The sequence below is a fragment of the Streptomyces sp. NPDC053750 genome (assembly GCF_044544295.1).
Lineage (GTDB): Bacteria > Actinomycetota > Actinomycetes > Streptomycetales > Streptomycetaceae > Streptomyces.
Window position 1 is genome coordinate 219,107 of the sequence record NZ_JBITXB010000008.1, and the last position, 12,156, is coordinate 231,262.

11 protein-coding genes are annotated in these 12,156 nt (G+C 73.4%); 6 read left to right on the plus strand and 5 right to left on the minus strand.

Translation table 11 applies throughout. From position 1 onward, the window contains the following. Positions 1–33 precede the first annotated feature (33 nt). From ACIGO6_RS23915 to ACIGO6_RS23930, 4 genes are all read right to left on the minus strand, one after another. Positions 34–2,472: a right-handed parallel beta-helix repeat-containing protein gene (locus ACIGO6_RS23915; RefSeq protein WP_399879281.1), complete on the minus strand. Its 2,439-nt coding sequence runs from the start codon at positions 2,470–2,472 to the stop codon at positions 34–36. A 108-nt stretch (positions 2,473–2,580) separates the two neighbouring features. Further along, positions 2,581–3,186 (minus strand): hypothetical protein, encoded by a 606-nt coding sequence (locus ACIGO6_RS23920; RefSeq protein WP_399879283.1) that lies wholly within the window; start codon positions 3,184–3,186, stop codon positions 2,581–2,583. A gap of 143 nt (positions 3,187–3,329) precedes the next feature. Beyond that, positions 3,330–4,157 carry an MOSC domain-containing protein gene (locus tag ACIGO6_RS23925; RefSeq protein WP_399879285.1) on the minus strand — a complete coding sequence of 276 codons (828 nt, stop codon included), beginning with the start codon at positions 4,155–4,157 and terminating at the stop codon, positions 3,330–3,332. 42 nt (positions 4,158–4,199) lie between these two features. Further along, entirely contained in the window at positions 4,200–4,640 is a 441-nt protein-coding gene (locus ACIGO6_RS23930) for a DUF6643 family protein (protein WP_399879287.1), read from the minus strand. Positions 4,641–4,935: 295 nt separating this feature from the next. On the opposite strand from ACIGO6_RS23930, the gene ACIGO6_RS23935 reads away from it, so the two are divergent. Further along, positions 4,936–6,294 (plus strand): TerD family protein, encoded by a 1,359-nt coding sequence (locus ACIGO6_RS23935; RefSeq protein WP_399879498.1) that lies wholly within the window; start codon positions 4,936–4,938, stop codon positions 6,292–6,294. Positions 6,295–6,313: 19 nt separating this feature from the next. On the opposite strand, the gene ACIGO6_RS23940 is transcribed toward ACIGO6_RS23935, so the two are convergent. Then, positions 6,314–7,531, minus strand: coding sequence for a glycosyltransferase (locus ACIGO6_RS23940; RefSeq protein WP_399879500.1), 1,218 nt, complete (start codon positions 7,529–7,531; stop codon positions 6,314–6,316). A gap of 93 nt (positions 7,532–7,624) precedes the next feature. On the opposite strand from ACIGO6_RS23940, the gene ACIGO6_RS23945 reads away from it, so the two are divergent. The 5 genes from ACIGO6_RS23945 (at position 7,625) to ACIGO6_RS23965 (ending at position 12,144) form a co-directional block, all read left to right on the plus strand. After that, positions 7,625–8,410 (plus strand): glutamate racemase, encoded by a 786-nt coding sequence (locus ACIGO6_RS23945; RefSeq protein ID WP_399879289.1) that lies wholly within the window; start codon positions 7,625–7,627, stop codon positions 8,408–8,410. 79 nt (positions 8,411–8,489) lie between these two features. Next, entirely contained in the window at positions 8,490–9,032 is a 543-nt protein-coding gene (locus tag ACIGO6_RS23950; RefSeq protein WP_399879291.1) for a hypothetical protein, read from the plus strand. 95 nt (positions 9,033–9,127) lie between these two features. Further along, a complete protein-coding gene (lnt, locus tag ACIGO6_RS23955; protein ID WP_399879292.1) occupies positions 9,128–10,741 on the plus strand; it encodes an apolipoprotein N-acyltransferase in 1,614 nt (537 codons plus the stop codon). 68 nt (positions 10,742–10,809) lie between these two features. After that, positions 10,810–11,289: an NUDIX hydrolase gene (locus ACIGO6_RS23960; protein ID WP_399879294.1), complete on the plus strand. Its 480-nt coding sequence runs from the start codon at positions 10,810–10,812 to the stop codon at positions 11,287–11,289. Positions 11,290–11,343: 54 nt separating this feature from the next. Further along, positions 11,344–12,144 carry a 3-hydroxybutyrate dehydrogenase gene (locus tag ACIGO6_RS23965; protein ID WP_399879296.1) on the plus strand — a complete coding sequence of 267 codons (801 nt, stop codon included), beginning with the start codon at positions 11,344–11,346 and terminating at the stop codon, positions 12,142–12,144. Positions 12,145–12,156: the final 12 nt, after the last annotated feature.

The window sequence follows — 12,156 nt, forward strand, 5'->3', positions numbered from 1 at the left end:
GCCGGGCTCCCGCAGCGGCCCCGTCGGGCGCCCCTACGGCAGCTCCGGCAGGTCCTCGGCGTACAGCAGGGTGAGGTCGTCCGTGCTGGGGTCGGGCAGCTGGGCGACCCGGCTCGCGTGCCGTTCCACCATGGCCTCGAAGGTCTGCCGGGCGGTGCGGCCGTTGCCGAAGGCCGGGCCCTTGGGGATCGCGGTGAAGTACTTCGTCAACGCCTCGGCCGCGCCCGGTGCCAGCCGGTACTCGTGCTCGTCGGCCTGCTGCTCCACGATCCGCAGCAACTCCTCGGGCCCGTAGTCACCGAAGGTGATCGTCCGTGAGAAGCGGGACGCCACACCGGGGTTGACGGACAGGAAGCGCTCCATCTCCGCCGTGTAGCCGGCGACGATCACCACCACCGCGTCGCGCTGGTCCTCCATCAGCTTCACCAGCGTGTCGATGGCCTCCTTGCCGAAGTCCCGGCCCGCGTCCTCCGGGGACAGCGCGTAGGCCTCGTCGATGAACAGCACGCCGCCGTGCGCCCGTTGGAACGCCTCCTGGGTGCGGATCGCCGTGGACCCGATGTGCTCGCCGACCAGGTCCACCCGGGACACCTCGACCAGATGCCCCTTGTCCAGCACACCGAGAGAGGCCAGGATCTCGCCGTAGAGCCGGGCGACCGTCGTCTTGCCGGTGCCGGGCGAGCCGGTGAAGACCAGGTGCCGTTTGACCGACGCGGCCTTCAGGCCCGCCTGCTGCCGCCGCCGGCCCACCTCGATCATGTCGGTCAGCGCCCGCACCTCGCGCTTGACGCTGTCCAGGCCGACCAGCGCGTCCAGCTCACCCAGGACGGCCTTCGAGGTCCGCGCCGGCTCCGGTGGGGTGACGCCCGTGAGCAGGGGCTCCTGCTCGGTGCTGCGCTGCCCGGGGATCGAGCCCAGCAGGCCGGGGGACTGGCTCACCGTCTGCACGACCGGCTCCGGTGCGGCCGGCGGCGTCAGACCGCCGCTCTCGTCGCTGGTGCAGTCCTCCACGAGCGGGCCGGCGTCGTGGGCCGTCCCCGGACCGCCGTCCGCGAACTCGTAACCGCCGCGCGCGCACCGCTCCGTGCGGCACTTGCGCAGCGTCGTACGGCAGCCGTCGATCACGTGGAAGCCGTAGCCGGCGCTGCCGGTCACCCGGCAGTTCAGGAAGCTGCCGCGCCCTCCGGCCGACACGTACACCCCCGCCTCCGAGGGCGAGTCGACCGTGCAGCGCTCGATGGTGGGATCGGCGCCCTTGGTGACGATCACACCGGTGCGATTGCCGTCCAGGGTGCAGTTGTTCAGGGTGCCGCCACTGCCGTGGTCGCGGAACCACGCGCCGGTGGCCGCGTCCCGGATGCGGCAGTCGTCGAGCTGCGCGGTGGCGCCGTCGCTCACCGACACGGCGGTGTTGCGCACCTGGGACAGGTCGCTGTCGACGACGTCCGCGCGCGAACCGCGGTCCAGCACGAACAGCGCGTCCGGTACGTCGTGCACCCAGCAGGAGTCGAGCACCGCGGTGGCGCCGTCGCTGACCCAGACCGCCGGATAGTCGCCCGTGCTGTCGAAGATCTCGCACTGGTTGGCGTCCACCCGCGTGCCCGGGTCCCACACCGACAGGCCGTTGCGCCCGAACTGCCGCACGGAGGTGCGGGTCAGGGTGAGCACGGAGCGGGAGCGCAGGTCGACCGCGTTCTCCGGGATGTCGTGGATACGGCAGTCGGCGAGCGTGAGCACCGCGTCGGTGTCGAGGGTGACGCCGTCGGCGGTGGTGCGGTGCACATCGCAGTCGGTCAGGTGGGCGGTGGCCCGGCCGGTGACCTGCACGCCGCTGCCCCGCACCTCGTAGACCTCGCAGCCCACGGCCTCCAGGGCGGAACCCTCGCCCGTCGCCGTCAGGCCGGAACCCGCGGCGTGATGGATCCGGCAGCGCTCCAGCCGGGGATGCCCGCCGGAGCGCACCGCGACGCCCGCCTGGCCGGCCGAGACGACCTCGCACTCCTCGAACACGCCGCCCCCGCCGTCCAGGACGGCGATGCCGACACCCGCCGGGTTGTCGACGGTGCAGCGCCGCACCGTGGGGCGCGCGCTCCCGCGCACCTCTATCCCGGACGCGGAACGCGCGACCACCCGCAGGTCCAGCAGCTCCGGCGTGCCCTCCTCGACGAGCACCGCCGGCGCCGCCGCGTCCTGGCCCTCCACATGCAGGTCCTGGACCACCGCCGAGGCACGCACCACGAGCGGGACCCCGTCGACGGGCGCGATCCGCACGGAACCCTGGGCGCCCTCGGGGCCGCGCAGCGTCACCGCCCGCTGGACGACGAGGTTCTCCCGGTAGGTACCGGGGGCGACGGTGAGGACGTCACCGTCCGTCGCGGCCTCCAGGGCGGCGGCGAGCGATGCGTACTCACCCGTGCGGCGCCGCCACCGCGAGGTGCCGGTGTGCGTCACCTGGACCGTGCCCTGTGCCATGGCGTTGCTGTGCCCCCACCTCGTCGTACGCGGGTCGTCGCCGATTTGGTTCGGCCGGTCCACCGTAGCGTGCGCGCAGGTGGTGAGTTGACCGGAGGCGGAAGCCCGTCAGCTGCCCGCTCCCGTCCTGCCCCAGTCCGGGCCCGCCCGGTCCCACTCCTGTTCCAGGCGGGCGTACCGGCGGCGGACCATGCGCCACACGGCGATCCGGCGGCCGGCCTCGATCAGGGCCGCGGCCGACAGCGCGGCGCCCGACCCGGCGAGCACGGCGTGCGTCGTCGCGGTCGCCGAGTCCAGCGGGCGGGCCACCAGCCGTCCCTGCCCGTCCGTCCATATCGCGAAGTGGTCGCCGGGGTGCGGATCGTCGAGGCCGGCCGGAACGGAGCCTTCGTGCTCCGAGCCGTCCGGCGCGGTCCAGTCGGCGAGCACACGGCTGCGCAGATCCCCGGCGGTGGCGCTCTCCGGGTCGACACCCAGCGGTGAACGCTCCAGTTCACGCAGGACGGTGGCCGTCACCCGGTGCCGGGCCTCGTGCTGTTCGCGCACCGACCGCTCCAGGGCGTCCTGCGCCGCGCCGCCCACGAGGACGCCTGCCAGGGGCGCCACGGAGAGGATCAGCAGCAGGGCCGCCAGGGCCACCCATGCCTCGGCCAGGTCGGTCGGACGGCACAGCGGATTGTGCCGCCAGCGCCAGAGTCCCTTGATCGCCCGCACGGCCCGCACCCCCTTCCCGCTCCGGACCACCCCCGGCCGAGCCGTCGCCTCTCCTCAACGGCTCATGTCTCATGAACGTCTCATGAAGCCCAACGCCCGGGCCGCGGACCGGGTTCCCGGGAACGTGCCGCGGGAGAGGCACGTCACTCGACGATGCGCACCGGGTCGCCGACACGGATGGTGCCCCGGCCGGCCGGCACCAGGTTCTGTCCGAAGACCAGCTTGCCGTTGCTGCGGCGGTGTTGTCCGAGGCTGTGCAGCGGCTCTCTGCCGCGCTCGGCGGTGATCTGGTCGGTGGTCGTCACCACGCAGCGCCCGCAGGGCTTGGCGACCCGGAAGACCACCTCGCCGACGGCGATGCGCGACCAGCCGTCCTCGGCCCACGCGTCGGTGCCGGAGACCACCAGGTTCGGACGGAAGCGGTTCATCGGCAGCGGGCCCTCGTGCGCGTGCTCGCCCGCGGCGATCAGGGAGTTGAGGGCGTCGAGGGAGGCCGTCGTCGTGAGCAGCAGCGGGAAGCCGTCGGCGAAGGTGACGGTCTCACCCGGCATCGCGTACCGAGGGTCCACGGGCCTGCGCCTGGCGGGATCGTCGAGGTGCACCAGGCGCACGTCCGCTCCGAGGTAGGCGCTGCACCAGGCGTGCGCGGCATCGCCCTCGGCGGGGAGCGCCTCGACCTTGTCGCGGAAGATCTGCGCCACGACGGTGCCCCCCGAGCGCGGCACCGGCACCGTCAGCGGCTCCCGGCCGGGTGCGGACAGCCGGATGCCGCCGCCGGGCAGGAGCTCGGCGGCGGCCAGGGCGAGGCTCGGCTGCTGGCGTTGCGTGACGACCTTTCCCCCGTCGTCGATCAGCATCCAGCGGCGGTCTCCGGACAGGCCCCAGGGCTCCACCACGGCTTCTGGCAGCGGCAGACTCCGGAAGGCCTTGACCGGATGGACGTGGATCGACTGCAGTCGCGCATTCCCCATGAGGCCATCGTGCCAGGTGGCACCGACAACCCGGGGGACGGCTCAGTAGCCGCGGTACTGCTGCTGGTTGTACGGGTCCTGATACGGAGCCGGGGCGGGCCGGGGAGCCGCGGGGCGCATCGCCTCGTACCCCGCGGGGCCGGGCGCGGCCGGGCGGGGCTGCTGCGGCTGCTGGGGGCCGGGGTACCCGCGCGGCGCGGTCGCCTGGTGCGGGATGTACGCGGCGGGGGCCTGCTGCAGCGGGGCGGGCTGCGGCACCTGCTGCGGGTAGCCGTAGGACGGCTGGGAGGGGGCCGCCGGGAGGGCGGGCAGAGCCGACGGGAGCGCGGGCAGGTGGCTGCCCGGCGCGTCGTACGCGGCGGGGACCCGGATCGGGGCGATCTGCGGGGTGCCCCGCTCGGCCACGAGCGAGTCGTAGATCGGAGTGTCCGGGAAGGAGGCGGAGTAGTAGCCGCCGCCATAAGTGGAGCGGGGGGAGGTCATGGCCATAAGTTAAGCCCACGATGTGCTGGTTGGGGAGACCGACAAGAGGGTTGTTTTCCGTGTCCGCGGTGACCTGGGATCACCAATCCGAGCGAACTTCGCAAAATGGGGCGCCACGCCATACGTTTTTGAGGTAAAGGCCGAGTTCCGGGCGGGTTACCGGCGGTTGGCCGGACGTCCGGCAGAACTCCTCGCGAGGGACGGGCGGCCGGAGGAATAGGTTGGGCCCGGAAAACTCGACGATCGGCCGGGACGCGGCCCGGCTCGGCGACACGTGATGGGGGCGGACATGTCCATGTCGAAAGGTTCGAACACCCCGGTGCCGACGACGGCGCTGCGGGTGGAACTGGGCTGGCGATCCGGCCCCGGCGTACCCGACGCCGACGCCTCGGCGCTGCTGCTGAGGGGCGGGAAGGTCCGTTCCGACGCGGACTTCGTCTTCTACAACCAGGCGTCGCACTCCTCCGGGGCGGTCCGCCACGAGGGCAAACGGGACGCCGGCGGTCGGGTGACCGACAGCCTGCTCGTCGACCTCGCGCGCGTGGAGCCCGCGATCGAGACCGTGATCGTCGCCGCCTCCTCCGACGGCGGGGCGTTCGGCCAGGTCCCGGACCTGTACATCGAGGTCCGTGACGCCGCGCGGAACGCCGTGGTGGCTCGCTTCGACAATCCGGGCGCGACCGTCGAAACGGCCTTCGTGCTCGGCGAGTTCTACCGGCGCCAGGGCGCCTGGAAGTTCCGCGCCGTCGGCCAGGGCTACGACAGCGGGCTGGAGGGCCTGGCGACCGACTACGGCATCACGGTGGACGAACCGCAGCAGGCGCCCCCGGCAGCCCCGCCCGCACCCGCGCCCACCATGCCGCCACCGGCCCCCGCGCCCGCCGTGCCGCCACCGGCCCCCGCGCCCGCCGTGCCGTCGCCGGCCCCCGCGCCCGCCGTGCCGCCCCCGGCCCCGCCCGTGACCCGGCCGGCCGCCGCCCCGCCGCCCCCGTCGGCGGCGCCCCCTGCCGAGCCGGTCCGCCTGACCAAGGTCACGCTCACCAAGGCGGCGCCCTCCGTCTCGCTGACCAAGCAGGGCGGCACCTCCGGCATCCTGCGCGTGAACCTCAACTGGCAGGTGCGCAAGCAGTTCTCCGGCTGGGCGCGCAAGCTGGGCCGCCCGGTCGCCATGCACGACGACCTCGACCTCGACCTGTGCTGCCTGTTCGAACTCTCCGACGGCAGCAAGGGCGTCGTCCAGGCCCTCGGCAACGCCTTCGGGTCCCTGCACCAGCCGCCGTTCATCCACCTCGACGGCGACGACCGCACCGGCGCCGTGGCGACCGGTGAGAACCTCACCGTCAACCTCGACCACCAGCGGTACTTCCGGCGCATCCTCGTCTTCGTGACCATCTACGAAGGGGCGCGCTCCTTCGCCGACCTGCACGCCACCGTCACCCTCCAGCCGCAGTACGGCGCCCCGGTCGACTTCTCGCTCGACGAGTGCACGGTTCCTTCCACGGTGTGCGCCCTCGCGCTGATCACCAACACCGGAGACGACCTCGTCGTCCAGCGTGAGGCCCGTTACCTGGTGCCCGAGCGCGGCGTGAGCCCTCAGCGCACGGTCGACCGCGCCTACGGATGGGGCATGAACTGGACGCCCGGCCGGAAGTGAACCGGCACCGGGTGGGCGCTCAGCCCTCGTCGGGCACGGCGTCCGGACGGGCGTAGGTGCGGCCCTTCCAGGCCGCACCGCGCCCCCGGTAGTGCTGCACCGCGGAGTCGACCGTCATCAGCAGGTACAGAAACGCGGTGAACGGCAGCAGCGGAGCGAGCCACAGCGGCTGCCGGTAGTAGCGCAGCATCGGCATGTACGTCCCTGCCATCACCAGCCAAGCGGCGCCGCCGAGGAGCGTCGTCGCCGTACTCCCCGTCGCCGCGCCCACGACGGCCGCCACCGGCGGCACCAGGTACACCAGCGCCAGGCCGACGACCGTCCCGGCGAGCACCAGGGGGTTGTGCCGCAGTTGCGCGTACGCGCTGCGCGAGACCATCCGCCACAGGTCACGCAGCCGCGGATACGGACGCACACTGTCCACCCGGTCGGCCAGCCCCAGCCAGATGCGGCCACCGCCGCCCTTGACCGCCCGGGCGAGGGCCACGTCGTCGATGACCGCGTGCCGGATGGCGTCCGGGATCCGCGCGCGCTCGGCGGCGTCCGTGCGCAGCAGCACACAGCCGCCCGCCGCTGCCGCCGTCCGCGGCCCCGTCCTTGCGGCAGGGTCCCTGCCGATCCACCGGAACGGGTACAGCTGCGCGAAGAAGTAGACGAAGGCCGGCACCACGAGTCGCTCCCACATGCTCGCCACCCGCAACCGGGCCATCTGGGAGACGGCGTCGAAACCGCCGGCGCGGGCCGCCGACACCAGCCGGCGCAGGCTGTCCGGCGCGTGGGCGATGTCGGCGTCCGTCAGCAGCAGGTACTCGGGTCCACGCGTGCGTGCCAGGTCGATGCCGTGCCGCACCGCCCAGAGCTTGCCCGTCCAGCCGGCGGGCGGCTCCCCGGGCGAGGCCACGGTGAGCGACAGTCCCTCCTGCCGCCGGGCCAGCTCGCACGCCAGCTTCCCCGTGCCGTCGGTGCTGCCGTCGTCGATCAGGAAGACCTCCGCCCGCCCCGGGTACTCCTGGGCGAGCAGCGACGGCAGGCTCGCGGGCAGCACCGCCGCCTCGTCGCGCGCCGGGACGACGACGCAGACGGACGGCCAGGTGTCCGGTTCCGCTTCGGGCGGCAGCCTGACGTCCGTACGCCAGAAGAAGCCCCGCGCGAGCAGGAGCCACAGCCAGGCGGCGAGCGACAGGGCGGAGACGGCGGTCACGGTGGTCGTGGCAGTCACAGCGGACACGTCGGTCATGGCAGTCACGGCGGGAGTCCACGCTTCGGCGCTCACGTGCGCAGTCTGCCCCACGGCAAGGGCCCGCAGCGGCCCATCGTCTATGGTTGCCGGGTGAAGATCGCGCTCATGGACTCCGGAATCGGTCTGCTGGCGGCCACCACCGCGGTACGGCGCCTGCGACCGGACGCCGATCTCATCCTGTCCCTGGACCCCGACGGCATGCCCTGGGGTCCGCGCACGCCCGAGGACCTGACCGGGCGGGCCGTCGCCGTCGCCGAGGCCGCCGCGGCCCATCGGCCGGACGCCCTGATCGTCGGCTGCAACACCGCCACCGTGCACGCGCTGCCCACGCTGCGCGCCCGGCTCGAGCCCGGCCTGCCGGTCATCGGCACGGTCCCGGCGATCAAGCCCGCCGCGGCCGGCGGGGGACCGGTGGCCATCTGGGCGACGCCCGCCACCACCGGCAGCCCCTACCAGCGCAACCTCATCGAAGAGTTCGCCGGCGGTGCGGCCGTCACCGAGGTGCCGTGCCACGGACTGGCCGAGGCCGTCGAGCACGCGGACGAGACCGCGATCGCCGAGGCCCTCGCCGCCGCGGCCGCCCTGACGCCCGCGGACGTAACGACCGTCGTCATGGGCTGCACCCATTACGAACTCGTCGCCGAGCGCATCCGGACCGCCGTGCAGCGGCCCGGCGGCCCGCGCCTCGTCCTGCACGGGTCCGCCGGCGCGGTCGCCGCGCAGGCGCTGCGCCGGATCGGTGCCCGGCCCGACCCCGGGGCCCCGGCCGTGGGCACCCTCACGGTGCTGCTGAGCGGACGCGAGGGCGCGCTGCCCGCACCCGCGCTGGCCTACGACGAGGGTCTGCTCCTGCGCGCGGTGACGCCCGCCCGCTGACCGGCGGGCACGCCCGGTCGGCCCACTCACGCAGCGCGACGAGGTACCCGCGCAGCGAAACGTGAGTAACCTCTTGTCCATGAGGCATCGCCACGGCGAGACCACCCCCCGGCCCGAGGTGTGGACCGGACGTGCCACCAACCGGGTCCAATGGTTCCTGGCGCTCATCGGCGTCGCCTGCATGGCGCTCGGCATCACGCTGGCCGTCGACTCCGCCTGGGAGTCCGGCGTCGCCCCGCTGGCCATGGCGGTCGTCGGCTGCATCGCGGCGGGGCTGCTGGTGCTCTTCGGCACGCTGGCGTTCGTGCACGTCGCGCTCAGAGTCGACGAGGACTGCCTCGAGGTGCGCTGCGGCCACATCGGCGTGCCGCGTCGCCGCATCCCTCTCTCCCACGTCGCCGGCGCCGAGTTCGCCCCGCACGTCACTCCGCGTCACTGGGGCGGCTGGGGCTACCGCTGGCGGCCGGAGAAGGGCACCGCGGTCGTCGTGCGGCGCGGGGAGGGCGTGATCCTCCGGCTGTGGGACGGCCACACCTTCACGATCACCGTCGACGACGCGGAGGCGGCCGTCCAGGTCATCAAGGACCGGCTGCGGCCCAAGGCACCCGGTCCTGCGCGCTGAGTGCGCCCCCGGCCCGTCGGGTGACTGAGCCTTGGCCCCCGGCGTCCCCGGGCCGCGCTGTCGGCCCCGTGGTGACCCGCCGTACACTCCGGGGGGTGACAGCCACCGCAACCTCCGTCGGCGAGCCGGACCGGACGAAGCCGCAGACCACGCCCCCTACGCGCGGCACCGCGCGGCTCCTGCGTCTCCTCCCGGCCGCCGCGGCCGCGCTCTCCGGAGTGCTGCTCTACGTCAGCTTCCCGCCGCGCACCCTGTGGTGGCTGGCCCTGCCCGCCTTCGGCGTCCTCGGCTGGGCGCTGCGCGACCGTGGCTGGAAGGCGGGCCTCGGCCTCGGCTATCTCTTCGGGCTCGGCTTCCTGCTGCCGCTGCTGGTGTGGACCGGTGTGGAGGTCGGCCCCGGCCCCTGGCTCGCCCTGGCGGCGATCGAGGCGATCTTCGTGGCGTTGGTCGGCGCGGGCGTCGCCGCGGTGTCGAAGCTGCCGGCCTGGCCGGTGTGGGCGGCGGCGCTGTGGACCGCCTCGGAGGCGGCACGCGCGCGTGTGCCCTTCGAGGGCTTCCCCTGGGGCAAGGTCGCGTTCGGACAGGCGGACGGTGTGTTCCTGCCGCTCGCGGCGGTCGGCGGTACACCGGTCCTCGGCTTCGCGGTCGTCCTGTGCGGCTTCGGCCTCTACGAGATCGTGCGCCTGGCCGTCCGGGCACGCCGCACCGGAGAGGTGCGGCGGAGCGCGGCGGCGGTGGCGCTCCTCAGTGTGGCCGTGCCCGTCGTCGGCGCCGTGGCCGCCCGGCCGCTGGTCAGCGACGAGGCGGAGGACGGCACCGCGACCGTCGCCGTGATCCAGGGCAATGTGCCGCGCGCCGGCCTCGGCTTCAACGCCCAGCGGCGGGCCGTACTGGACTACCACGCGCGTGAGACGGAACGTCTGGCCGCCGAGGTGAAGGCCGGCAAGGTCGACCAGCCGGACTTCGTGCTCTGGCCGGAGAACTCCTCGGACATCGACCCCTTCGCCAACGCCGACGCCCGCCTCGTCATCGACCGGGCCGCCAAGGCCATCGGCGCGCCCGTCTCGGTCGGCGGCGTCGTGGAACGCGACGGCCAGCTGCTCAACGAGCAGATCCTGTGGGACCCGGTCGAGGGACCCGTCGACACCTACGACAAGCGGCAGATCCAGCCGTTCGGCGAGTACCTGCCGCTGCGCTCGCTCATCGGGGCGATCAACGACGAGTGGACCTCCATGGTCAGCCAGGACTTCAGCCGCGGCACCGAACCGGGCGTGTTCACGATGGCCGGCACCAAGGTCGGCCTCGTCACCTGCTACGAGGCCGCCTTCGACTGGGCGGTGCGCTCCGAGGTCACCGACGGCGCCCAAATGATCTCCGTACCCAGCAACAACGCGACCTTCGACCGCAGCGAGATGACCTACCAGCAGCTCGCCATGTCCCGCATCCGCGCGGTCGAGCACAGCCGGACCGTCACCGTGCCGGTGACCAGCGGCGTCAGCGCGATCATCATGCCGGACGGAAGGATCACCCAGAGGACCGGCATGTTCGTGGCGGACTCCCTGGTGCAGGAGGTGCCACTGCGCTCCTCCCGGACGCCCGCCACCCAGCTGGGCGTGGTGCCCGAGATCGCCCTGGTGCTCGTCGCGGCCGGCGGGCTCGGCTGGGCCGTCGGGGCCGGTGTGCGCGGCCGACGCGCCCGCGGTGTGTAGCGGTACGCCCGCCGCACGCCCCACCACGTCGCCGGGTACCGCCCGACCGGCCCGTTAGGGTCGTGCGCATGGCTACTCCCGACTTCATCCGCGACCTGCGCGCCTCGGCCGGACACCAACTGCTCTGGCTCCCCGGAGTCACCGCCGTCGTCTTCGACGACGAGGGGCGGGTGCTGCTGAACCGGCGCTCCGACAACGGACGCTGGTCACTCATCGGCGGCATCCCGGAACCGGGGGAGCAGCCCGCCGCCTGCGCCGTGCGCGAGGTCGAGGAGGAGACGGCCGTACGGTGCTCCGTCGAACGGGTGGTCCTCGTCCAGGCGCTGAACCCGGTCACGTACGACAACGGTGACGTCTGCCAGTACATGGACATCACCTTCCGCTGTCGTGCCGTCGGAGGGGAGGCCCGGGTCAACGACGACGAGTCGCTGGACGTGGGCTGGTTCGCGGTGGACGCACTGCCGGATCTCATGGAGTTCGGGCAGACCAGGGTCAAGCAGGCCCTGTCGGACGCCCCCACATGGTTTGACCCCACTGGTTCCAGCTGAAGTATGGGGCGTGCCCACATGGGGGGCGGGACATGTGCTGCCTAGGGTCGGGACATGACCTCGCCCCGCCTCCTCCCGGCCCCCCACGCCTCCTCGCTCGACCTCGACGGCCGTACCGCCCTCGTCACCGGCGCGGCCGGCGGTATCGGCCGGGCCTGCGCACTGCGACTGGCCGCCGCCGGGGCCAAGGTCAGAGCGGTGGACCGGGACGCCGCCGGACTGGAGGCGCTCGCCGAGAGCGGCGGCAACCTCCCGGGCAGCGTCGAGCCGCACGTCCTGGACCTGACCGACCTGGACGCCGCCGAGCTCGCCGCCGCCGGCACCGACGTCCTCGTCAACAACGCCGGGCTGCAGCTGGTGCGGCCGATCGAGGAGTTCCCCCCGGACGTCTTCCACACGGTGCTCACCGTGATGCTGGAGGCCCCCTTCCGCCTCATCCGCGGCGCCCTGCCCCACATGTACGGGCAGGGCTGGGGCCGCATCGTCAACATCTCCTCCGTCCACGGCCTGCGCGCCTCGGCCTACAAGGCGGCCTACGTGTCCGCCAAGCACGGACTGGAGGGACTGTCCAAGACCGCCGCCCTCGAGGGCGCCGCCCACGGCGTCACCTCCAACTGCGTGAACCCCGCCTACGTGCGCACCCCGCTCGTGGAGCAGCAGATCACCGACCAGGCCAGGGCACACGGCATCCCCGAGGAGCAGGTGCTCACCGACGTACTGCTGCGGGACAGCGCCGTGCGGCGGCTCATCGAACCGGAGGAGGTCGCCGAGGCCGTGGCGTACCTGTGCGGTCCGCAGGCGTCCTTCGTCACCGGCACCTCACTCGTCCTGGACGGCGGCTGGACCGCGCACTGAACCCGACGGCGG